The 22,415-nt window shown below is 61.8% G+C and carries 26 protein-coding genes; 15 read left to right on the top strand and 11 right to left on the bottom strand.

Annotated features, from left to right (window positions below; translation table 11 throughout):
* Positions 1-1,212, top strand: a 1,212-nt coding sequence (locus tag DWU99_RS15120) for an autotransporter family protein (RefSeq protein WP_147292935.1), incomplete at its 5' end; no start/stop codon positions are given.
* Positions 1,213-1,234: 22 nt separating this feature from the next.
* On the opposite strand, the gene DWU99_RS15115 is transcribed toward DWU99_RS15120, so the two are convergent.
* On the bottom strand, positions 1,235-1,738 hold the full coding sequence (locus DWU99_RS15115) for a RidA family protein (protein WP_115478885.1): 504 nt from the start codon (positions 1,736-1,738) through the stop codon (positions 1,235-1,237).
* A 299-nt stretch (positions 1,739-2,037) separates the two neighbouring features.
* On the opposite strand from DWU99_RS15115, the gene DWU99_RS15110 reads away from it, so the two are divergent.
* The 4 genes from DWU99_RS15110 (at position 2,038) to DWU99_RS15095 (ending at position 5,320) form a co-directional block, all read left to right on the top strand.
* The gene (locus DWU99_RS15110; RefSeq protein WP_115478884.1) at positions 2,038-2,697 is read left to right on the top strand and encodes a glutathione S-transferase family protein; all 660 of its coding nucleotides are present in this window, start codon (positions 2,038-2,040) and stop codon (positions 2,695-2,697) included.
* A gap of 234 nt (positions 2,698-2,931) precedes the next feature.
* Positions 2,932-3,717 carry a class I SAM-dependent methyltransferase gene (locus tag DWU99_RS15105; protein ID WP_158543296.1) on the top strand — a complete coding sequence of 262 codons (786 nt, stop codon included), beginning with the start codon at positions 2,932-2,934 and terminating at the stop codon, positions 3,715-3,717.
* A gap of 34 nt (positions 3,718-3,751) precedes the next feature.
* Positions 3,752-4,279 carry a hypothetical protein gene (locus DWU99_RS15100; protein ID WP_115478882.1) on the top strand — a complete coding sequence of 176 codons (528 nt, stop codon included), beginning with the start codon at positions 3,752-3,754 and terminating at the stop codon, positions 4,277-4,279.
* A 243-nt stretch (positions 4,280-4,522) separates the two neighbouring features.
* Positions 4,523-5,320: a hypothetical protein gene (locus tag DWU99_RS15095; RefSeq protein WP_147292934.1), complete on the top strand. Its 798-nt coding sequence runs from the start codon at positions 4,523-4,525 to the stop codon at positions 5,318-5,320.
* A gap of 160 nt (positions 5,321-5,480) precedes the next feature.
* On the opposite strand, the gene DWU99_RS15090 is transcribed toward DWU99_RS15095, so the two are convergent.
* From DWU99_RS15090 to DWU99_RS15080, 4 genes are all read right to left on the bottom strand, one after another.
* Complete coding sequence (locus DWU99_RS15090) at positions 5,481-5,666, bottom strand: hypothetical protein (protein WP_115478880.1); 186 nt, start codon at positions 5,664-5,666, stop codon at positions 5,481-5,483.
* A 93-nt stretch (positions 5,667-5,759) separates the two neighbouring features.
* On the bottom strand, positions 5,760-5,990 hold the full coding sequence (locus DWU99_RS15085) for a hypothetical protein (RefSeq protein WP_115478879.1): 231 nt from the start codon (positions 5,988-5,990) through the stop codon (positions 5,760-5,762).
* Between the two features lie 209 nt (positions 5,991-6,199).
* Positions 6,200-6,355, bottom strand: a complete 156-nt coding sequence (locus DWU99_RS21010) for a hypothetical protein (protein ID WP_158543295.1) — start codon at positions 6,353-6,355, stop codon at positions 6,200-6,202.
* Positions 6,356-6,662: 307 nt separating this feature from the next.
* Positions 6,663-7,334, bottom strand: coding sequence for a hypothetical protein (locus DWU99_RS15080; RefSeq protein ID WP_115478878.1), 672 nt, complete (start codon positions 7,332-7,334; stop codon positions 6,663-6,665).
* Positions 7,335-7,636: 302 nt separating this feature from the next.
* Between DWU99_RS15080 and DWU99_RS15075 the strand changes: the two genes are divergently transcribed.
* On the top strand, positions 7,637-8,344 hold the full coding sequence (locus tag DWU99_RS15075; RefSeq protein WP_115478914.1) for an aspartate/glutamate racemase family protein: 708 nt from the start codon (positions 7,637-7,639) through the stop codon (positions 8,342-8,344).
* A gap of 22 nt (positions 8,345-8,366) precedes the next feature.
* Here DWU99_RS15075 and DWU99_RS15070 read toward each other — a convergent pair whose 3' ends face one another.
* On the bottom strand, positions 8,367-8,900 hold the full coding sequence (locus DWU99_RS15070; RefSeq protein WP_158543294.1) for a hypothetical protein: 534 nt from the start codon (positions 8,898-8,900) through the stop codon (positions 8,367-8,369).
* 85 nt (positions 8,901-8,985) lie between these two features.
* On the opposite strand from DWU99_RS15070, the gene DWU99_RS15065 reads away from it, so the two are divergent.
* On the top strand, positions 8,986-9,831 hold the full coding sequence (locus DWU99_RS15065; protein WP_158543293.1) for an AraC family transcriptional regulator: 846 nt from the start codon (positions 8,986-8,988) through the stop codon (positions 9,829-9,831).
* A 24-nt stretch (positions 9,832-9,855) separates the two neighbouring features.
* Here the strand turns inward: DWU99_RS15065 and DWU99_RS15060 are convergent, their stop codons facing one another.
* Positions 9,856-10,371 (bottom strand): nuclear transport factor 2 family protein, encoded by a 516-nt coding sequence (locus DWU99_RS15060; protein WP_233511154.1) that lies wholly within the window; start codon positions 10,369-10,371, stop codon positions 9,856-9,858.
* Between the two features lie 219 nt (positions 10,372-10,590).
* Here DWU99_RS15060 and DWU99_RS15055 point away from each other — a divergent pair, with 219 nt between their 5' ends.
* From DWU99_RS15055 to DWU99_RS15040, 4 genes are all read left to right on the top strand, one after another.
* Positions 10,591-11,676, top strand: a complete 1,086-nt coding sequence (locus DWU99_RS15055; RefSeq protein ID WP_115478874.1) for a sensor histidine kinase — start codon at positions 10,591-10,593, stop codon at positions 11,674-11,676.
* On the top strand, positions 11,673-12,428 hold the full coding sequence (locus tag DWU99_RS15050; protein WP_115478873.1) for a LytR/AlgR family response regulator transcription factor: 756 nt from the start codon (positions 11,673-11,675) through the stop codon (positions 12,426-12,428). The genes DWU99_RS15055 and DWU99_RS15050 overlap by 4 nt, the downstream gene beginning before the upstream one ends.
* Positions 12,429-12,575: 147 nt before the next feature.
* Positions 12,576-13,895, top strand: a complete 1,320-nt coding sequence (locus DWU99_RS15045; protein WP_115478872.1) for an ABC transporter permease — start codon at positions 12,576-12,578, stop codon at positions 13,893-13,895.
* 10 nt (positions 13,896-13,905) lie between these two features.
* Positions 13,906-15,129, top strand: a complete 1,224-nt coding sequence (locus tag DWU99_RS15040) for an ABC transporter permease (RefSeq protein ID WP_199535813.1) — start codon at positions 13,906-13,908, stop codon at positions 15,127-15,129.
* Here DWU99_RS15040 and DWU99_RS15035 read toward each other — a convergent pair.
* Positions 15,121-17,328: an alpha-N-acetylglucosaminidase gene (locus DWU99_RS15035; protein ID WP_115478870.1), complete on the bottom strand. Its 2,208-nt coding sequence runs from the start codon at positions 17,326-17,328 to the stop codon at positions 15,121-15,123. The two genes, DWU99_RS15040 and DWU99_RS15035, sit on opposite strands and share 9 nt — an antisense overlap.
* Before the next feature lie 178 nt (positions 17,329-17,506).
* Between DWU99_RS15035 and DWU99_RS15030 the strand changes: the two genes are divergently transcribed.
* Positions 17,507-17,881 (top strand): YciI family protein, encoded by a 375-nt coding sequence (locus DWU99_RS15030; RefSeq protein ID WP_115478869.1) that lies wholly within the window; start codon positions 17,507-17,509, stop codon positions 17,879-17,881.
* Positions 17,882-17,883: 2 nt separating this feature from the next.
* Here the strand turns inward: DWU99_RS15030 and DWU99_RS15025 are convergent, their stop codons facing one another.
* A complete protein-coding gene (locus DWU99_RS15025) occupies positions 17,884-18,795 on the bottom strand; it encodes an ion channel (protein WP_115478868.1) in 912 nt (303 codons plus the stop codon).
* A 119-nt stretch (positions 18,796-18,914) separates the two neighbouring features.
* Here DWU99_RS15025 and DWU99_RS15020 point away from each other — a divergent pair, with 119 nt between their 5' ends.
* Entirely contained in the window at positions 18,915-19,634 is a 720-nt protein-coding gene (locus tag DWU99_RS15020; RefSeq protein WP_115478867.1) for an HAD family hydrolase, read from the top strand.
* 18 nt (positions 19,635-19,652) lie between these two features.
* Positions 19,653-19,844: a CPXCG motif-containing cysteine-rich protein gene (locus DWU99_RS15015; protein ID WP_115478866.1), complete on the top strand. Its 192-nt coding sequence runs from the start codon at positions 19,653-19,655 to the stop codon at positions 19,842-19,844.
* On the opposite strand, the gene pncA is transcribed toward DWU99_RS15015, so the two are convergent.
* On the bottom strand, positions 19,841-20,479 hold the full coding sequence (gene pncA / locus DWU99_RS15010) for a bifunctional nicotinamidase/pyrazinamidase (RefSeq protein WP_115478865.1): 639 nt from the start codon (positions 20,477-20,479) through the stop codon (positions 19,841-19,843). The two genes, DWU99_RS15015 and pncA, sit on opposite strands and share 4 nt — an antisense overlap.
* Before the next feature lie 89 nt (positions 20,480-20,568).
* Between pncA and DWU99_RS15005 the strand changes: the two genes are divergently transcribed.
* Complete coding sequence (locus DWU99_RS15005) at positions 20,569-20,952, top strand: hypothetical protein (protein ID WP_115478864.1); 384 nt, start codon at positions 20,569-20,571, stop codon at positions 20,950-20,952.
* A 4-nt stretch (positions 20,953-20,956) separates the two neighbouring features.
* Here DWU99_RS15005 and cls read toward each other — a convergent pair whose 3' ends face one another.
* Positions 20,957-22,357 (bottom strand): cardiolipin synthase, encoded by a 1,401-nt coding sequence (gene cls / locus DWU99_RS15000; RefSeq protein ID WP_115478863.1) that lies wholly within the window; start codon positions 22,355-22,357, stop codon positions 20,957-20,959.
* Between the last annotated feature and the right edge of the window lie 58 nt (positions 22,358-22,415).

The following is a 22,415-nucleotide window of genomic DNA, read 5'->3' as shown; positions in this document are numbered from 1 at the left end:
ACGCCAACGCCAACGCCAACGCCAACGCCAACGCCAACGCCAACGCCAACGCCAACGCCAACGCCAACGCCAACGCCAACGCCAACACCAACACCAACACCAACACCAACACCAACACCAACACCAACACCAACACCAACACCAACACCAACACCAACACCAACACCAACGGAAAGAGCGCCTATCGCTGCAGAGGGAACACCTCCGCTACCCGTGCTGCTGCCCGCTGGCGCTCCTCTGGTGCCGCTGTATCGCCCCGAAGTCGCGCTGGATTCGGCCATTCCGTCTGTGGCCGTACAGATGGGACTGACGCAGCTCGGCACCTTCGACCAACGGCAGGGCAGCCAGTGGTTGCTCAATGGAAACGGTTGGCTACCCGCGGCCTGGGTCCGCGCGTTGGGCGCGCACGACAACATCCAGCAAAGCGGTGGCGCAACGCCGCGCTTCGACGGCAATCTCGAAGGCGGGCAGGCCGGCCATGACGTGTTTGCGAGAGACGGCGAGGGCGATCGGCAGGATCACATCGGCCTCTTCGTCGGCTACACGCATGCCAATGGCGCGGTGAACGGCAGTGTGGGCGGATTCAACAATGCACGCGCCGGCACGCTGGACAGCCACGCCGATAGCGTGGGCGCGTATTGGACGCACGTCACCGCATCCCATGCGTATCTTGATGTGGTGCTGATGGGCACGTGGTTTCGCACCAACGTGGATTCGATCCAGAACTTCCAGAACGCGGCGCGCGGACGTTCCGCCAGCTTGTCGCTGGAAACGGGCGTGCCCGTGACGCTCACATCCCATCTGATGCTGGAACCACAGGCACAACTGATTGCCCAGCACATCAGTACGGACGGTTTCCAGGACCCTGTGTCCACCGTCGCGTTCCAGACGATCAACGCGGTGACAGGCCGCGCAGGTGCTCGCCTGCTTGGCCGCTTTTCAGGCGACACACAAGCGTGGGAGCCGTATCTCAAGTTCAACCTGTGGCGTAACTTCCATCGCCAGTACGACACGGTCTTCGCGGATGCCGATGCCATTCCGGCCAACCTCGCCAGCACGGCCGTCGAATTCGGCGGTGGCGTCAGCGCGACCCTGACGCGTCATATCAGTTTTTACGGAGATGCCAGCTACCTGCACAACATCGACGGCCTGCATCGGCGGGGAGCGGTGGGCGATGTGGGATTGCGAGTGCTGTGGGGTGGCGGTCCGTAGCGGCGTGGTGCTTTCCGTCTGCCTATGGCTTATAGGCTGAAGCGTCGGTGACCTGCGGCGATGGTGCCACTGGAACCACCGCCACGACGCTGATCTCGAGCATCACATCGGGACGAAAAAGAGCCTTGACTTCCACCATGCTCGCCGCCGGCAACGGGTCGGTCATGTATTCGCCGCGGATTTTCCGATAGGTGTCGATCTGCGACATGTCGGCCACGTAGGTTGTCATGTCGACCACGTTGGAGAAGTTCGCGCCGCCCGCGGCCAATGCCGCTTTCAGGTTCTCGAAGGTTTGCCGTACCTGTGCGGCGAAGTTGCCGCTCCCGACCAGCTTGCCGCTTTTATCGAACGGCACCTGGCCTGCGATATACACGGTGCGTCCGCCATCGACGGTGACAACATGGGTATAACCGTGCGGTGCGCTCAAGGTGGAAGGGTTGATGTGCTGGACGTTGACCGCCTGGTCCGCGCAGAAGGCGGCGCCGGACGCGAGCAACAGCAATAAGGCGGTCAGGGCGGATGGCATAGGCAGTTTTCCTTATGAACGGCCGGGGGATAGGGTGTCGGACAGTGCAATAGTGCGGAATAGTGCTCCCGTCCACCTTCAAAAAAAGTCATCGGCATACACTTGTGTAGCACTGCAAGGGTGGCCCTGGATAGAACGTTTCCGCAGCCACGGACTGTCATGAATCGCCCCCGGTAGGTGTTGTGCCGGCTGAAGAGAAGTAAGAGCAAGCATGGTCCGGGCTTTGTCGATTTTCCCGGGCCTGCTTCGTCATCAAGTAAACCAGCCTGTATGGACCGCCCTGACGAAAGGAAATGATGATGACCCTGCATCTGTACGCACACCCGTTTTCCTCTTACTGCCAAAAAGTCCTGGTCTCGCTTTACGAAAACGGCACGCCGTTCGAATGGCGCCAGCTGAACTACGACGACCCGAAGATACTGGCGGAGTGGGGCGAGTTGTGGCCGATCAAGCGCATGCCGGTACTGGTCGACGGCGATCGCACGCTGATGGAGGCGACGATCATCATCGAATATTTGAGCTCGCGTTACCCGGGACCGGTCTCGCTGCTCCCCAAGCATCCCGGCGAAGCGCTGGAGGCGCGCTTGATGGACCGCTTCTTCGACAATTACATCTCGACGCCCCAGCAGAAGATCGTGTTCGACGCATTGCGCCAGGAGTCGCAACGCGATCCGCTCGGCGTCAGCGAAGCGCGCAACATGCTCGACGCGGCCTATGCGTGGCTCGACAAGAAAATGGCAGCCCGCGAATGGGCCGCCGGCGAAAACTTCAGCCTCGCCGACTGTGGCGCCGCGCCGTTTCTGTTTTACGCGGATTGGACGCACCGGATCGATCCGTCTTTCCAGCATGTGATCGCCTACCGCCAGCGCTTGCTGGCGCGTCCTTCCTTTGCGCGTGCCGTCGACGAGGCGCGGCCGTATCGCGCGTTTTTCCCGCTCGGAGCGCCGGATCGCGACTGATATAACAAATAGGCAGGCGCTACGGTGTGGTTCTCGATTGCATTGCTTTTGATGGCATGAATAGGTCGGGATTGCCAGGTCGCGAAAAACACGCCGAATCATGACGAACGACATGATTCAACCTATTTATTCCGATGATTTAATACATCCGCAACGTAGGGAATTTTATTTCCGATCGCGGCAAAATGGGCAATGGATTAGTATGGCCGGATGCTTCTCAACAAGGAGATAGGGATGACGATGTTCGATGTAGTAGCACAAGCTATCGCGGGCTATCGCAGTGCTGAAGTGAGCCGGACGATTTCTCCCTCCGATACGATGTACAACCAGTGGTACTACGAAATCGGTGAGAGCGCTGTCGACAATATTGCGCTGGCGTGGCAGGCCAGCAGTAACGACAGAATTTCCAGGGTCCTGGATTTGCCTTGTGGCCATGGTCGCGTGCTGCGACATTTGCTGAGGCTTTTTCCGGATGCGCATTTCGATGCCTGCGATCTTGATGAGGAGGGTGTCGCTTTTTGCGCGAACACGTTTGGTGCCAGGCCTCTATTGTCGAAGGCGGATCTGACCACCATGCATTTCGATACGAGCTACGACTTGATCTGGGTAGGGTCCCTGTTTACGCATATATCGCGTGATCTTGCCCGCACGTGGCTCTCACACTTGGCTAACTATTTGAGTCCGCGCGGCATGCTGGTCGGCACGACGCATGGTCGGTGGTGCGAGCACGTTTACAAGGTGCACCCTTACATATCGCCAGAAGGGTGGCGTGTCGTCCTCAACGGTTATAAGAGCTCCGGTTACGGCTACTGCGATTATCATCCGGAAGAAAGTCATACCTATTTGCGTGGATCGTATGGCATTTCGCTGGCGATGCCGCATGCTACCGTAGCGGACATTGAACAAATTCCAGGAATTCGCCTCTTAATGTACCGAGAGCGTGCCTGGAGCGATCATCAGGACGTGTTTGCCATCTGCAAACCGGCATTCAACGATCCGTGGCCAGGAATGCCAGCCTGATAAGGTTTGCGCAAAGATGAAAAGTGGGTGAGTGATGACTGACCGTCGCATTGTGACTTTGCTGTACGTACTGGTGGCGCTGGTCGTCGTCAATCTCGGCGCCACGTTCTACTTCCAGCTATCAAGGCCACGGGCAACGAGCGACGTTTCCATCGGTAGCGATGCGTCGGCGCCGGTGTCGGACAACAGCGGCGCGACGCTTGCGAAGACGGTCGTCGACCTTTACAACTCCGACGATACGCACGGCCTCTACATGGCATTCGACGCGCCGGCCCGCGGGCAATTCACGGAGCAAAGCCTTGTCGACAAGCTGGCGCAGATCCACCGCACGACCGGTCGCGTAGTGGATTACACCTATACGAACACCGAAGAGGCAGGAAAGGATGCCAGCGGCACCTATCTGTATCTCAACTACAACGTCCATCTCGCGGGAGGCACGTTCAGCCGGGGCACGATGCGGTTGACGGTGATGATGAAGGGCGGCGAGCCGCGGCTCTATGGCTTCTTCATCACGGGCCTTCCCGAACAGACCGCGCGCTCGGGTGAACAGAGGCGTAGCTAAGCGCAAAAGTATCCCTGCATGGCATGCCTGATGCTTCGGGCAAAAGCTTCACCGCGTCTTCGCGTCTTGCACAGGAAGTCGCGAGTAAGCTCGCAACGAGCGGGTGGGCGCATCTTGTAGAGCGGAGTGGGTTCACGAAACGCTGTGGCTCCGGCCATGATTGCGAAGCGGTTACGTCATAGGTTTCTGTCCAGTCCGCCTTTCCTGCGCGGTCTCGCCTTTCTCGGTGTCGCAAATCTGCTCATGGCTGCGCCCGTTTGCGCGGGCGATTATCCGTGGACGCTGGCCATCTATGGCGAAGACAGCATTCCCACCGGTTGGGTACAGGTGCGTGAGAATGCCGTCGGCGGCACCAAGCTGTATTTCGATCGGAATCTGCACGTCAACACCATGCAGGCGATCCGGCTCGCCGCATGGCGGCCGATCACCGATGTGAGCGAGATACACGTCGGCTTCTGGACGAGCCAATTGCAAGGTCATGCAACGACGTCGGTGCCGGTGTATTACAACGGCACGACGATTGCGCCGGGACGCCTCGATACCACCACGGATTTCAACGACTTCATCGCGTTCGATGCGTCCTACTGGCATCGCCTCTTCGATTTCAGCAACGGCGGCCGGCTCTGGTGGAGCGTGGGTGCGACTTACGTCATGCTCAATTTCGTGGTCGATGGCACGATTGCCGCCAACAGTGCCGGCCACGAGCTGCGCGAAGATTTCTACGTGCAGGAACTTCCCGTGCCGATAGTCGGCTTGCATGTGCGTTATCCGCTGACGCAGGCGTTGACGTTTACGACCGATGTTTCCTGGGGGCGCCTGCCGTGGGTCAACAGTCTCCGCACGGAAGGCGGCGAGATCCGTCTGGCGCAAACCAACGATGAAGCCACGCTCGGTTTCGAATATCGCTTCGCCGAGCATTGGCGCGCCGCGCTGTACGGGTTTCATCGCTATTTCGGCCAGAACGAGCGAAGCCGCGAAGACGGCAATGTCATACGCCTACGCAGCAATGGCGCGGGCCTGGGCGTCAGCTATCAGTTTTAAACCTCGGCGTTTCGAATGCGTGCGTTTTGCGCTGGGACAGGATCGGGTTACGTCTTAGGGCTTGTTCACACTATTCGCGTGTCCCGCGCGCAAACAGACCTGACATCGAAAAGGCCGGGTTTTTGCCCGGCCTCTTCGATCTTGTGATGTCATTCGGCTATTACTGCGACCGGGGCCGCTCCGTCGGCCACGTATTGAATGCGAACACGTACAGCATGATCAGGTTGACGAGCGGGATGACCGCCAATAGCGCCCACGCGCCGTTGTAGCCCGCCTTGGACACGATCTTCCAGAACGGAATGATCGCGATGATGAGCGCAAATAACCCAAAGATATGCATGTGCATACACCCGCCTCCCTGTTGAAGTGGCTTCTAGCTTACTTCCAGTGGGGTATGCCGATGTGTAAAAGCCCGGTAAGTTGATCCGCCGCGTATGGCCTAGACACTCATCCAGCAGGAAGGCGGCACCATGCCGTACTTCATGGGTATTTCGTCGATGCGCGTCGACACCCACTCGTAGTGGTCGAGTGTCACCTGTTCCTTGATCGCATCGGCGCGCTGGAGGAACTCGACCCAGAATTCGATGCCCTGGTTGTCGTTGAGCAGGCGTGGCATCGCGTTATCCAGGTTGTTGAGCAGAAGCTCGATTTCTAGGCGCGTTGCAGGCACGGGTCACCTATCTCTGTTTAGCGGGGCCGGAAAACACTCCGGCTACCCACGTAAGACGTATGAGGTGCTTCGTTTTGAAATGGCGGAACGGCCTTTCCCGGGCTGAGCCTAATGCGTTGATTTATCGGGTATGGAAGGGACTATGGCGAGGGTTGGGCGCCGGGGCGGGGGTGTCGCTGCCCGTCGGTCGCCCATCCTCGGGAGGGGGCTTAGCCCGCCGAATCGGCAGCGACGGCAGCCGTCGACTGGGATGCGGCAATGGTCTGCACGGGGGCCTTCGCCGTCAGCATGGCACCCAGAGTCAACACGCAGATCAGCAGGCAGGCCGTGAACAGGGCTTTCAGCAGCAGGGCTTCGAATTTCATGGTGGTTCTCCTTGTAGATGGAAATGAAGCGTTCGATGGATAGATGGCAAAGGTCGTGCCAACTACGGCATGGCTGGAAACCCGCATTCCTGTGCGATTTTTCAATGGATGAACTTGCATGGCGGCTGTCCGCGGACAAACAGGCTGTCCGGACACGCACGGACAGCGGACAGTGATGCAAGGTTTTTTCGCGTGAGCCGATGTGCGGCGCTAGCGCAGCGATCCGCGGCTCAGACGCCGATGGATGTGACTTGCACGGCAGGCTCTACGAACGAGCAGGGAAGATGCGTCGGTTGCGGTTGCGCAGTCATCCATGTGCAACACAAACCGATCTTTGCAGTCGTTCGCAGTGTTGTTGAAGATGCGCAGCGGATTCGGTGGCCTCCGCATGGATCGCCTCGTTCAACGTCGCAGCGATGCGGCGGGCAAGATCGGCATAGGTGGCAGCGCGTGGATGGCGTTCGCGCTTGGATACCCCGGCGAGCAGGTCCGAAGGCTCGCCGCCTTCCGCATCGGCGCGACGCGCGAAGACGCATGCCCGCGGCGAGTCCAGAAATGCGCGGATTTCCACGTAGACCTGCCCGGGCACATCGGCGAGCTGCGTAGGGCCGATCAGGATGGTGAGCGCGCGGCTGCCAAGACGGCGCAGCTGACGCATGGATTCCTCGACCTCCACGATCATGGTGTGATCATCGGGCAGATCCAGGTCGTGAAACAGCACGGCTTCCATCTCGGCGGCGGCCTTGCGCGCTTCCATTTCGATACGGCCCAGAAAGCCCAGGCGCAATTCCTGCCGGGTGTATTGCAACGGCATGGTGGATACCTGGGTATCGTCCTTGCGCACGATCCACGAATGGTTGACGCGCTCGAAGGTGATGCCCGCTTCCTCGTAGCTCTGGCGGCAATTTCCGGCGCTGATGCTGGCGTGCGCCGCCCAGGCAGCCTTGAGGTACGGGATGTTCGGCCGAGTGCTGATCATGCAGGTCTCCACGACGACGATACCGGCCACGTATGCCTTGCCCCAGGGCGTGCGGCGACGGGCTTGAACAGGCTATCGGCGGCTCGCGCGAAAACTTCAGTGCGCGCAAGGAAAGGCTGGCGACGGGAACGGCAAAGGCGCTTGCATCACGCCCCCCGGAACCTCAAAACTGGTGGACGCCTTCCTCGAAATGGCCGCGAACGGCGGCCCGGGAGGCCTGATGGCCATGCACGATTCGCATGGCGAACCGTGCCATCGGCCATCGGATCGCATCGTCGACGTCCAACGCGGAAGAACACATGATGAAGACCATTGGCCTGATTGGCGGCATGAGCTGGGAATCCACCGTCCCGTACTACCGGCTCATCAACGAGGCGATCAAGGAGCGACTGGGCGGCCTGCATTCGGCGAAGATCGTTCTGTACAGCGTCGATTTTCACGAGATCGAACTGTTGCAGCGCATCGGCGATTGGGAGACGGCCGGGCAAATGCTCGCCGACGCCGCGCGCCGGCTGGAATCGGCGGGCGCGGATTTCCTGCTGATCTGCGCCAACACCATGCACAAAGTCGCCGGCGCCGTCGAAAAGGCGGTGAGCATTCCGCTATTGCACGTAGTCGACGGCACGGCGCACCAGATTCGCGCCGCGGGATTCCGCAACGTGGGATTGCTTGGCACGCGTTTCACCATGGAACAGGCGTTCTACACCGATCGCCTGCGTGAGCATGGCCTGCACGTGATCACGCCGGATCAGCACGACCGCGACTTCGTTCACCGCACCATCTACGAAGAACTGTGCGTCGGAAAATTCATCGACGCATCGCGCGACGAATATCGCCGCATCATCGGCGATCTCGCCAAGCAGGGCGCCGAGGCCGTCATCCTTGGTTGCACCGAGATCGCCTTGCTGGTCAAACCGGAAGATGCGCGACTGCCGCTCTTCGACACCACCAGCATTCATGCGCACAGTGCCGTCGACCATGCGCTGGGACTCGCCGACGGCAACGAATAATCGCGCAAACGTCACGTACCGGTCATGGGCCGGTACGTGAATATTCCCCGCGGAATGCGGTCGACCACGTAGCGCCGTTGTCCGTCGATTTTTCCCAGATCTGCTCGACCTTGTCGGTGCTGATGCGAACGATCTTTACGCGGTTGATTACGGACGCTCCGTCCGATCCGCTGCTGGGGCCGGTGAATTCAGCCGCGCCCGGCGATGCTTTTCCGTTCCAGAACACATGCACGCGTCCTTCGTTGTCCACGAACAGGCCGTGCCAGCTCTTGTCGTCGGCGCTGTAGGCCAGCATGTTTTCGCCGCGATGGCCGCGTCCACCGTCCCAGCTTTCCACCACCATGCACTGATCGAGCGCGAGGTACACCTTGCTGTGCGCGTTGGGTGCGGAGCCTGCGGCCCCGACGGCCCAGCTTCCCAGCCAGAAATCCAGCTGCCGGCTGGCGGGATCGGTGGCGCATGACGGGGTCGGCGTCGCGCCGAATGCCTGCGAGGCGAGGCACAGTGCCATGCCTGCCATCGCTGTGGACACGTACCGGCGAGTAAGGTTTGCCATCGCGCTTCGCTCCTTCGCGGGGTTGCGTATGCGAAGCCAGCGTAGTCGTTGTCGCGTCTGCGCAACTTCGATAGCATGCCAAGACATGTCGAAAACACGACAACCTGGGGTGCTCGATCGCCTCGCAAACGAAGGCGAAGCCATCGTTACGCTCACGCGCAACTACGCGGCGGGCCACGTCATCCCGCTGCACTTTCACGACAGGGATCAACTGGTCTACGCCACGCGCGGCGTGATGACCGTGCAGACGGAAACGGGCGCATGGGTGGTGCCGACGCATCGTGGCGTCTGGATACCCAAGGGCGTGCGGCACACCATCGCCATGTCGGGCCCCGTCGCCATGCGCACGCTTTATCTGAAGCCACGACTGGCAAAGACCTTGCCGCGAACATGTTGCGTGGTGAATATCTCGGCGCTGCTCAAGGAACTCATTCTTCAAGCCTGCCAGTCGGGGACGCTGAGAAACCGGGTGCGCGTGCAACGGCATTTGATCGACGTCATCGTCGATCAGCTCCAGGTCATTCAAATGGTGCCGTTACAGCTTCCCAATCTTGTCGATCCAAGAGCGCGGCGCGTGGCCGAGGTGTTGCGGGCCGATCCCGGGAATCGACAACCGCTGACCAGCATCTGCAGGGAGTGCGGTGCCAGTTGTCGAACCATCGAGCGGATCTTCCAGGACGAAGCCGCCATGACAGTCGGGAAATGGCGGCAACAACTCCGTCTGATGCATGCCATGCGACTGCTCGGCGAAGGCAACAAGGTCACCTTCGCCGCGCAGGAAGCAGGCTACAGCGCGCCCAGTGCCTTCATCGCGGCGTTCCGCAAGATGCTGGGAACGACGCCGACGCTTTATTTTGGAAAGCCGGCGACGGACGAAGTGGCGACCGTCTTCCGTCGCGTACGCTCGCCGCGTCTCGCCAAAGACCTGTAGCGCGGATACGGGCAGGCATCGATCTCAGCCCGCGTTTACAGCGGTGTGTTGCGAATAGATCGCGTGCCAATGACCGTCGACGTAGACGAACACGTCCGACGATTTGACGCCTTTGTCCGGACCGAGCGACGGGTCGTAGAAGGTGATGACCGCCGTGTCGCCATGGATCACGACAGCGCTGCCGTAAGGATGCTCTTTCTGGTAGGTCGCGAACTCGAGCTTCGCCTTGGCCAGATCGGTGCCTTTGCGCTTGGCCGCGCCGGCGACGATCGCCGCCTTCGGATGGACGGTGCCGGTGTTGCCCACCGAGCGATATTCGGGAAGCAGCATCTGATCCAGCCAATCGGTATCGCCGGTCATTTCGGCGATGCTCCAGTGGTTGTCCACTGCCATCACGCCTGCTTCGCTATGTTGCGTTTCGTCGGCCATGGTGTCTTGTGCGTGCGCATCGATGGCATGCGGATGCATAACGATGGAAGCGAGCGCGGCGGTGGCCAGGGCGGCGACAAGCAGCGTGCGACGATAATCGAGGATGGCCATGTGCATGCCTGCAGGATGATTGAGGTGGCGAAAACATGCTGCACATCCGCACGAACGGCACGGCCTTTGTGACCAGCGCCGTCAATCTGGGGTGAACGGTCGATGGGCCGTGGCGAGCGGCAAGGCATCGAGCGCCGTTCGCCGTTGCACTTCCCAATCGATGGAACAGTTCGCAAACTAGGCCAGCATGACGGCGGTAGGCCGTTCCTTGAGGTACGTATGTCCGAGCCAGCCCGCACGCAAAAGTGGAAAGTGGTGAGCCTGGCGTTCGGCTTCTGGACGATGCTTGCACTTTCGTACACGGCCAGCACAGTGCTGGGCGGCATCAGCGAAGGGCATCCCGTGGCATGGTCCCGTGCGCTGTCATGGAACCTGATCGATTTCTATCTCTGGATGGCGCTGACGCCGCTGGTCGGTTGGCTGGGACGCATCGGCGCGCAGAGTTGGCAGCGGTTCTGGACGCTGCATATTCCGTGCAGCCTTCTGGTTGCCTGCGCGCAGAGCGCGGTGATGCTGCAGCTTTTCTTCTGGGTGTGCGGGCCTAATCCGAAGGGAAACGTCTACACGCTGACGAATCTTTTCCACGTCGAAGGCATCTACAAATTTCATCTGGCGCTGCTTACCTATTGGTTGATGCTGGTGGTGTTGCGGGGTATGGCGTCGCACCATTCGCTGAAGGACGAGCGGCTGCGCAACGCGCAGCTGGAAACCAGGCTGGCGCAATCGCAGTTGCAGGTGCTTCGCATGCAGCTGCAGCCGCACTTTCTGTTCAATACCCTCAATGCGATTTCGGCCTTGACCATCGCCGATCCGCCGCAGGCGAAATTGATGATCGCCCGCTTGAGCGACTTTCTGCGGCTGACGCTCGAGGAGCGTCATGCACAGCAGGTGCCGCTGTCGCGCGAGATGCAGTTTCTCGAATCGTATCTGGGCATCCAGAAGGTGCGGTTCCAGGATCGGCTCGTCACGCACGTGGACGTCGGCGACACCGGCAATGCCATGGTGCCGAGCCTCATCCTGCAGCCGCTGGTGGAGAACGCCTTGCGTCATGGACTGCTGACCAAGACGAGCGGTGGCGAACTGAATATCGTGGCCCGCCGTGTTGAGGGCGACCTGCATGTGCGTGTGGAAGACGATGGCCTGGGCTTGCCTGAAGCAGGCCCGGTGGAAGGCGTAGGCCTCAGCAACACGCGGGCGCGATTGCGCGCGATGTTCGGCGATGCCGCGACCATGCAGCTCTCGCGGCGATCCGAAGGCGGTACGCGAGTGGACTTGCGGTTTCCCTTTGTCGAGTGCAGCCCATGACGACGCCACGCATCCGCGCCGTGCTGGTCGATGATGAGATTCTCGCGCGCGTCGCGCTGCGGCAGGCGCTGGCGTCGCACGCGGATGTGGAGGTGGTGGGCGAGTGCGGCAACGTGCAGGAAGCCGAGCAGGCGGTCAAGGCGCTGGCTCCCGATGTGCTTTTTCTGGATATCCAGATGCCCGGCGGCAATGGCTTCAGTCTGCTGCACGATGGCCTCTCCGCCGAATCGTTGCCGCTGGTGGTGTTCACCACGGCCTTTGCCGATCACGCACTGGAAGCCTTCGATGCCAATGCCATCGACTATGTGCTGAAGCCCATCGATCAGGCGCGCTTCGACCAGGCCATGGACCGCGTCAGAAAGCATTGGCAGGGCATGCAGGCGGGACGCCTTCCGATGCCTGCCGACGGCCATGGTCAGTATCTGAAACGCATCAGCGTGCAGGCGGCCGAACGCAGCATGGTGATAGCGGTGGCGGATATCGACTGGATTCGCGCGGACGACAACTACGTGCATATTCATGTGGGTGGCAGTACGTATCTGCACCGCGAAACCCTGCGTGGCCTGTATGAATCGCTGGACCCGAATCATTTTTTGCGCATCCACCGCAGCATCGTGGTGAACATGGACCGCATCCGCGAAGTCCACACCTTGTTCCAGGGGCATGCCGAGGTCGTTCTTCACGACGGCACGCGGCTCGATCTCAGTCGCCGCTTCCGCAACGCCGCGCGCGTTGCGCTCGGTCTGCGCTGACCGCTCGCGGCGGTTCGCCGACCGCTTACCCCAGGGCGCGACCTGTCGCCACAAAAACCATGCGGCGCCTCGACAGTGGCGGCAGCTTATGGACTCCGGCCGCGGGTGCCATCGAAGGCGCCTGGCATGTCGAAGGATGGTCGACCGATGCTGGGTTACTACGTGCAACTCGCCGTTCACAGCTTCCGGCGCAGTCCGGGCCTGACGGCCTTGATGGTGATCATCATGGCGGTCGGCGTGGCGGCGTCGATGACCACCTATGCGGTGTTTCGCGCCGTCTCGGGCAATCCGCTTCCGGACAGGTCGGCGCAGCTGTTCGTGCCGCAGATCGACAATCTCGGGCCGCAGAACGGTGCGACACGCGCGAACCTGCCCGACGCGCTGACCTACATCGATGCGATGGCGCTGATGCGTGCCCATGCGGCCAGTCGCCAGACGGCGATCTATCCCATCGCCGGCAACGTCGTGCCGCAGGACGGCGTGCATCGACCTTTTGCCGTGACTGGTTACGCGGCCTACACGGATTTCTTTTCGATGTTCGAAGCGCCGTTCGAATACGGTGGTGCGTGGAGCGACGGCGACGATCGGGCGCGCGCCAATGTCATCGTGATCAGCAGCCAGCTCAATCGGCAGTTGTTCGGTGGCGCGAACAGCGTTGGAAAAAACCTCGACCTGGATGGCCGCGACTATCGCGTGGTCGGCGTCGTCGACCGCTGGAATCCGCAGCCGCGCTTCTACGACGTCAACAACGGCTACGGCTTCGGCGACGCGCCCGACGTCTATCTGCCCTTTACGCGGGCAGTGGACGTGCATATGGGAAGCAACGGCAACAACAACTGCTCGGCCTCCAGCAAGCCGGTGGCGCCGGGGTGGGATGGCTGGCTGCAATCGGAATGCGTGTGGGTGTCGCTGTGGGTAGCTCTGCCGGATGCTGCCGCCGTGCAACGTTATCGCGAGTTCCTGGGCGACTACGCCTCGGCGCAGCAGCGAAGCGGCCGGTTTCAATGGGCGGCCAACGTGCGTTTGTCCGGCATGATGGACTGGCTGGACCACGAAGGCGTGGTGCCGCCGGAAACGAAAGTGTCGATGCTGGTGGCGTTCGGCTTTCTGCTCGTGTGCCTGGTCAATACGGTGGGCTTGTTGCTCGCCAAGATCATGCGCCGCGCGGGCGAGATCGGCGTGCGCCGCGCGCTGGGTGCATCGCGTGCGGAGATCTACCGGCAATTCATCGCCGAAGCCGCCATCGTGGGCGTTGCGGGTGGCGCGCTGGGACTGGCGCTTACCGCGATGGGCATGTTGGGCACCGATCTCTTATTCGACCCCGATATCGCGAAACTCGCGCATCTCACCGCAAGCCTGATCGGCATGACCTTGCTGGTGGCCGTGACCGCCGCGGTGATGGCAGGCATCTACCCGGCGTGGCGCGCCGCGCGCGTCCAACCTTCCTGGCAGCTGAAATCGCAGTGAGACAATAGCCATGCAGATCAGGCCCATCATTTCCGCGCTCTGGCATCACAAGAGCGGCACCGTCTTGATCGTGTTGCAGATCGCGCTGACGTTGGCGATCGTCTGCAATGCGCTGTTCATCGTCCACCAGCGCGTGACGCGCATGTCACGGCCCAGCGGTGTGGACGAAGCGCAGGTGCTGGTGATTCGCAACCAGTGGATCGGCGACCCGACCCAGCAACAGGCGCGGGCGTTGATGTCATCCGATCTGGAAACGTTGCGCCGCGTGCCGGGTGTCGTGGATGTGTATGCCAGCAACGGCTATCCGCTGGGTACGGACGGCTGGTCCAAAGGCGTGCGCTATACGATGGATCAGAAGAGTGCGGCGTCGCCGACCGCCATTTATTTCGCCGACGAACATGCGCTGGCCACGCTGGGCCTGAAGCTGGTGGCGGGGCGCAATTTCCGGGCGAACGATATCGGCGACATGGCCCCGCGCGACAGCTTGATGCCGCGCGTCATCATCATCACCAAGGCGCTGGCCGACAAACTGTTTCCGGATGGCCATGCGGTGGGCAGGCAGGTGTGCATCGGCAATGCGCCGCCCAGCACGATCGTGGGCGTGGTCGAGCGGATGCAGACGTGGAGCGGAAGCTTCTCCGACGCCTGGGTGGAACGGTCGACGCTGGTTCCGTTCCGGTTGCTAGCAAGCAGCACGGCCTACCTGGTGCGCGTGCAACCCGGCGCGTCGCAGGACGTCGTGCGTGCCGCACTGCGCGGCCTGTTTGCCGCCAATCCGTTGCGGGTGATCGGCGCGAAGGATGTCCAGGCCTACGACCAGGTTCGCGCGAGCGCCTACCGGAGCGACCGCGGCATGGCGATCCTGATGGGCGTGATCTGCCTGGTGCTGCTGGCGACAACCGCCGCTGGCATCGTGGGCTTGACCAGTTTCTGGGTCGGCCAGCGGCGCAAGCATATCGGCGTGCGTCGCGCACTCGGTGCCACCAAGAACGACATCCTGCGCTATTTCTGCACCGAGAATCTGCTGATCAGTGTCGGCGGCGTCATCATCGGCGCGCAGTTGACGGTGGCGTTGAATGCGTTGCTGGTCCATCGGTTCGAGATGCAGCGTCTTTCGCTCACGTATGTCGCGGTGGGAATCGTCGTGGTGTTGCTGCTCGGCCAATGCGCGGTGCTGGTGCCGGCGTGGCGTGCGTCGCGCCTGCCGCCGGTGGAAGCAACCCGTTCAGTGTGATGGCTGCGCAGTCCCTTGCAGTGCCTGTGCGACACGACTGGCTGCGGTATAGGCATCGCCCACGGGCTGATCGGCGTAGTGCTGTGTGCCGTGATTCCACGCATCGCCCATGGCGAACCAGTCGATGGACGCCGGCGGCTTGCCGGTGCGCAAGGCGTCATCCAGTGCATGGAAGTAGGTTTGCCAGCGCAAACGGTAGTAGTCGCGCGTGAGGCCTGCCCAATCCTTGTTGCCGTAGTCGTGCAGGCTTGCGCCATCGCTCGCCTTGCGGTCGCCCCAGGTGGTGAGGAGGGAGCGGGCGTCGTAGTCGAGGCGCATGCGTTCTTCAGGCGTCGATGCCCACGGCCGGACATGTGCCAACCAGGTGCCGACGAGAAAGAACCGGTTGGTGGCGAGCAATTGATCTTGCAGGTCCATCAAGTGAAGCCAGTGTTGTGTCAGCGCTTCGAATCTTGAACGATTTTTGTTGTCGTAAGCCGTCTTGATTTGCGGCAGCAGCGCACGGCTTTCATTCGCCAGCGTCTGGCGCGCGATATCCACCAGGTCGTATTGGTAGGTCTCGCTGTCTCGCAAAACCGGCGCCACCTGCAACATCTCGGGCAAGGTTTGCATAAAAGCCTCCGCGCTGTAGCGCATGGCCTCGGGCGACCAGTTGGATGCGCGATTGACCGTGAGACCGGGCTGCGCATCGAACAGCGATTCCTGCGCGGCATCGCGTTCGCTATGGAACGCCACTTGATCGATGCGGATGTTGTAGGCCGTGTTCAGCAGGATTTTCCACGCAGCCAGTGCATGCGGATCGGCAGCGCCATACCGCCGTAACACGTAGTCGTCAGTCCATGCTTGCGTATCGACAGGCTGGTCGCGCCATGCCATCTCGGTAAACAGATCGAAGGCAAACGGATTGGTGTCCATGCCTTCGGTGAACACGGCCGTGCCGATCATGTTGTGGTTGATGTGTCCGAGCCGTTGCAGGCGATCGGTGATGTTGTCGACGTTGGCGCCCAGCGTGGTGCGCCCGCCGAATTCCCAGATGCCGCCGAACAGGAAGGGCGCGCCCTGGAAATCTTTCTGGCGGTCGTCGCGTGGAACGCGGTCGTGATCGATGTCGATGATCAGCAGATGCTGCCGATCCACGCCGGCGAGCAGATCCTGGCGCGGATTGCCCTGCCAGGCGAGCATCATCCAGCGCGCATCGGGGTGCGCGGCGAGCAGGGCGTTCTGCACGTCGCGCGCGGCTTCGGGAACGGGAACGTCGCCGGAATCGCCGCCTTCCTGAAACACTTCCATGTCGTAGATGCTGCTGTCGCCGAACAGTTCGCGCTGATGCCGATAAAACGACGCGGCAAGTTTCGCGAACATCGGATCGCGCGGATCGAGCCAGCCCGGTCGCGTGAAGCCGGCCCATTCGCCTTGCGGCACGACGCGCGCCTTGGGAAATTTCTTCTGGAAATCGGCCGGCACGATGCCGTAGAAGCCGGGCAGCACCGGCGTGATGCCAAGTTCGCGCAAGCGAGCGATGATCTTCTGCGCCGATGCCGCGCGCTTTTGCATCAAGGTCGTGCTGATGGGTCCGTTGAAGCAGCACAGGTTGCCCATCAGTTGCCAGTTCTGATGCGCCGGTTGCGTGATCCAGTGGCGGATCTCGCCATCGGAATAGCCGACGTCGCGGAAGGTCTGGTAAAGCACCGTATCCATGCCGCGTTCGACCAGCACCGCGTTGATGCCGGAGAGGGCCAGCACGTCGATCTCGCGCTGCCAGCGCGGCCAATCCCAGTAAGGCGCGGTGTAGCCGTCGACGTTTTCGTTCAACGCGTAGCGATAGGCATACGGCGTTTCTTTTTCGATCGCGGTTGTCGGCAGCGGAAACGGTGCGCTACCGATCCGGTCGCCGTTGGGCGAGATCTGCACATGCGCGACGTATTTCAGGTACCAGTCGACGCCGAAGAGCAGGGCGCTGGGCGTGCTGCCTTCGATCTTGATGCGGCCATGTTCGCTGGAGATGCGGAAGCGCTCATGCCCATCCTTCGCGGTGATCGACACAAGCTCGAATTGCGCGGCCTGGTGCGGCATGAGGCGTTCGAGAACGCCTTGTTCCGGCCGGATATCGAACGTCGGGGTGTCGGCACCGTGCGCGCCGGCAACTGGCAGCCACGCTGCAAGGCTCGCCAGGCACAGGCCGATGAGGTGTTTGCGCATGCGATATCTCCGCGAAAACCGGGCATCTGGCAGCACGTTGCCATCACTCAGTGCCGGATCATCGCATGATTGCGCGAGACTGACGGCCGGCGCATGACCTTGGGCAGTGGATTCGTGTCCGTAACTGGCCTAGGCTGCGACGGTTGCCGCAACGTCCAACAGCCTGAGCGAGAACGTCATGAAATTCCTGGTCATGATCTACAACGACGACACGCTGCTCGACGCACTGCCGCCCGGCCAGTACGACAAGATGATGAACGGGTGCTTCAAGCACGCCGACGAACTGCGCGCCGAAGGTCATCTGCTCGATTCCATGCAGCTGGAGCCGCCCGCGCTGACCAAGACGATACGCGTGCGCAACAACCAGGCCACGGTGATCGATGGTCCGTTCGCGGAGGCCAGGGAATACCTTGGCGGTTTCAATCTGATCGAGGCCGCCGACATGGAAGAAGCGGTGCGTATCGCCAAGACGTTCCCGTGGGCCGCCACCGGCAGCATCGAAGTGCGTCCGGTGCACGATATCGTCGCGGAAAGGAAGCGCGTAGGCGGGTAGCGTTACGGGCTATTGCCCGCTTCCTCATCCAGCGGGAGCACTTCGTCGAAGATGGTGTAGTCGATGATGTTGACGCCGTGCTCGTCGCGGCGCACCAGGTCGATGTAGCGGTGATTCCAGCGCACATCCCCGATGGGCCATTGGTGGCGGGCGAGCATCGACTGCGAGGTGGTTTCGTCCACGCCCTCGATGGTCAGCAGCAGCGTGGTTTCGGTGGCTTCCAGGCTCTCGGGCGTGGCGTTGTACAGCGGGCTGTTTTCGTCGATGACGTGCATGACATTCCAGCTGAGCATGAACACCGGGTGCTCGTTGCGCAGCAGCGTCATGTCCTCGATACGGCGTATCTGGAACCCTTCCGGCGAATGGTGCAGGCGAACCAGGTGAAGCTGCGCCGATGCCTGCGCGATCAGGTTCATGCGCATGTTGGCGGCGCGCATCATCAGCGTCTGCTTGCCGTCGATCGTACGCACGACAGGATGCTTGCCGAAGATGATCTTGGAGCGCGGTCGCGAGAAGCGCGCGAAGATCAGGCCGGTGAATACGGCGATGTTGCCCATGCCGATGATGATTTCCACCGTCGCCACGATGTGCGTGTAGACCGACTGCGGATGCATGTCGCCATAGCCGACGGTGGCGAGCGTTTCCACGCTGAAAAAGAACGCACCGGCCAGGCCTTGCGGATACTGGTTGGCGATGCCGTGCTGATCGATCTGGTAGATCATCGCGAACACGGCGTTGAACATCAGGAAGACGCTGACGGCCAGGCCGAAGAAGGCCGGCCACGTCATGGTGAGGGCGCGGTGGTAGAAGTCGTCCCAGAAAGGCTCATGGATGCCTTCGGAGACGAACGGGCGCCCTCCGATCTGTACCGTGCGCGGTTTTCGCCGCCATGGCGACAATGGCTTCCCGGGCATGTGTGTTCGCTCCTACGGTTCCTGGGCGCGATTGTAGCGCTCGGGCCCGACGCTTCCTCGCTGCACTTGCACAGTCGGGAAAGTAAGATGGTTCGTCCCCCAGGTCAGGCGCGCGGTCCATGCTCAGGCTCATCGGTTTCGACGGCGACGATACGCTTTGGCGCAGCGAGGATTACTACCGCGAAGCCAGCGCACAGTTCACCGCCCTGATCGGTCGCTACGTCGACGTGGGCGACGCCAGCGTGCAGGCCAGCATGTTGGCCACCGAACGGCGCAACCTGAAGCTGTTCGGTTATGGCGCCAAGGGCATGACGCTCTCGATGGTGGAAACGGCCATCGCGATCACCGAGGGGCGCATCTCCGCGGCGGATATTCACCGGCTGGTCGAGGTCGGAAAATATGTCCTGCAGCATCCGGTGGAGCTGCTGCCGGGGGTGCGCGAGGCGGTCGCGGCCGTGGCCGAGCGGCATGCGGTGGTGCTGATCACCAAGGGCGACCTGTTCCATCAGGAGAAAAAGGTGATGCAGTCGGGGATGTCCGATCTGTTCCAGCGCATCGAGATCGTGTCGGAGAAAGACACCGCGACCTATCGCCGGGTGTTGGCGGAGTTTGCGCTGGAGCCCGCGCAGTTTGCGATGGTGGGCAATTCGCTGCGCTCGGATATCGAGCCGGTGATCCGCCTGGGCGGCTGGGGCGTGCACATGCCCTATCACGTGACCTGGGAACACGAACTGGAGAACGGCCTGGGCGAGGCCGACGCGCCGCGCATGCTCACCGTGCAGGCGCCCGCGGACATTCCGGCGGCGATTGCGCAACTTTCCGCGCGTGCGGCAGCCTGATGGATTTACACTGGCGCCATGCTCGCTCCGTACCCCATCCAGTGTCCTTATTGCGGTGAACACTTCGGCATCCTGGTCGATCCGACGGCAGGAAGCGCACAGAGTTATATCGAAGACTGCCAGGTGTGCTGCTGCCCGATGAACATCGACGTGCGCATCGACGACGATGATCAGGTGCATGTCACCGTCTCCGGCGAGGACGACGCCTAGGCAAGCTCCGACGCGGCATCGACGACCCCGATGCCCAGCGACATCAAGGTGGCGCGCGTCGCTTCATCGGTATCGGGTGTGACAGGGCGTGTAAGGTCCCACAGCACATGGGTGCGGAAACCGAGCGTGAGCGCATCCTGCGCCGTCCACAGCACGCACACGTCCCGCGCCAGGCCGGCGACATAAACCTCGCTCACGCCGCGTTCGCGCAACCATCCGGCCAGTCCGGTGCTGGGGCGTGTGCCGTCGGGTCCGTGGTTCTCGCGGAAGCCGCTATAGGAATCCACATCCGGGTCGTTGCCTTTGCGCAGGATCAGGTCCAGGGGCGACCAGTCGATATCCGGATGCATCGCGGCGCCGGGCGTGTCTTGCACGCAGTGGTCGGGCCAGAGCGTTTGCGGGTAGCCGTAAAGCGGGATTTCCTGGAACGGCTTGGCGCCGGCATGCATGCTCGCGAACGAGACATGTCCGCGCGGATGCCAGTCCTGGGTCGCCACGGTCTGCCTGAAAAGGCGCCGGCGCAGCAGGTCGTCGACACCGGGCACGATGGCGTCGCCGTCGTGGCAGGCCAGTGCGCCGCCAAGCATGAAATCGGGCTGGACGTCGACGAGGATCAGGGCGGCGTGGCGGTGCATGGGTTAGGCTCGGGCAAGTCGTTGTCGCAAGATTCCACTGCCAAGGCGCGGCATAATGCAAGCGATCGATCCGAGGAACGCACCGACTTATGCACTACGACCAATCGTGGATGGGATATGGCCTGGTGGGCGGCCTGGAAGCCGGTGGCATCAGTGCCGCCGTGGCCTTCGTGCTGTACCTCATTGTGGATGCGATCGGCCGCCGGCAGGGCTGGAGTCCGCTCAAGAAGCTCAGCGTCGCGTTTCTGTTGTCGCTGTTGCTGACGGCCAGTGGCGACGCGTGGGATCTGTTCTATTTCAACTATGGCCAGTTGCAGTCGATTCAACTGTTGAAAGCCAAGCTGGCCCAGGTGCACGATCCGGACAATATCGGCCTGCGCGTGTTCTGGGAGCTGGTCGGTGCCTTTGTCGGCGCAACGGTGGCCTGGATCGTGCGCGGCGGCGACTGGCGTGGCGTGTGGCGCGGCGATTAGGCGTTTACAGGATCGGATCAAACAGTCGAGCTATATGCATGGCGAGGCGGCGCAGGTAAGGCGCCTTGCGGTATTCGTCGCGCGTGACTTCCACCGCGTGAGCGAAATCGTCGATCAACATGTGTTCCACCTCTTTCGCGAAAGTGCGGTCCACATTCATCGCGCCGATTTCGAAATTGAGACGGAACGAACGGTTGTCCAGGTTCATGCTGCCGATGCTGACCGTGTCGTCATCGATCAGGATGACCTTCTGATGCACGAATCCAGGTTGATAGCGATACACGTGGATGCCGGCGTTGATGGCATCGTGCGCATGCAGCGTGGAGGCCAGGAACACCGTGCGGTGATCCGGGCGTGACGGCAGCAGCACGCGCACATCCACGCCGCGCATCACCGCCAATCGCAAGGCCGACATCACCGCCTGGTCGGGAACAAAGTAGGGTGTGGTCAGCCACAGGCGCCGACGCGCCGCGTTGATCGCCACGGTAAAGAACAACGAGCAGGTTTCCTGCGGATCGGCGGGGCCGGTCGCGGTAATCAATGTGTCGGCGCTGCCTTGTGCGGGACGCGGCGGGAGCATCGGCGGCAGTTCGCCGGTGACCCAATGCCAATCGACGGCAAAGCTGCGCTGCAAGTCCATCACCGCCGGGCCGCTCATCTGCAGGTGCGTGTCGCGCCATGGCGACAGCGGCGGTTTCAGGCCCAGGTATTCGTCGCCCACGTTCAAGCCGCCGACGAAACCGGTCCAGCCATCGACCACCACGATCTTGCGGTGATTGCGGAAATTGAGCTGGAAACGATTGCTGCGCCGCTCGGTGGCAAAGGGATGGATGGCGACGCCGCCTTGCGCCAGGGTCTCCACGTAATGCCTGGGCAGGGCGTGACTGCCGATGCCGTCGAACAGCACGTACACCTGCACGCCGGCGGCGGCGCGCTCGAGCAGCGCCTGCTGCATGCGGCGGCCGAGATTGTCGTCGTGGAAGATGAAGAACTGCACCAGCACGCAGCGCTCGGCCTGGGCGAGGGCGCTGAACATCGCCTGGAACGCTGCCTCGCCGTCGATGAGCAAACGCAACTGTTGTCCGGGATGAAAACTGTTGCCCAGCATCTGCGCCAGTGCCGCGTATTGCGTGCACGATGGAGGCACGCCTGGAAATTCGCCGCGCAGCGACGCTTCGGAAAGACGCTGGCGATGCGCACGATGCAAGGTGACATAGCCCTCGAAGCGACGTCGCCCGAGATAGAGATAGGGCACCAGCGTCACGTACGGCAGGAACACCAGGCCCAGCGCCCAGGCAAACGCGCCTTGCGGCGTGCGCGTGTTCATCATCGCGTGCATCGCGGCGACGATTCCCGCCACATGCAGCAGCATGGCGAGCAGGGTGACAAGCTGTGGGAGGCTCATAGTACGGGCGATTCTCGCACGCGCTAAGAGCCGCGAACAAAACTACTGCGCGGCCGCC

This window comes from Dyella psychrodurans, assembly GCF_003363265.1.
Taxonomy (GTDB): Bacteria; Pseudomonadota; Gammaproteobacteria; order Xanthomonadales; family Rhodanobacteraceae; genus Dyella_B; species Dyella_B psychrodurans.
Note: the sequence above shows the minus strand (reverse complement) of the source record. Positions and strands in the feature narration are given on the sequence as shown.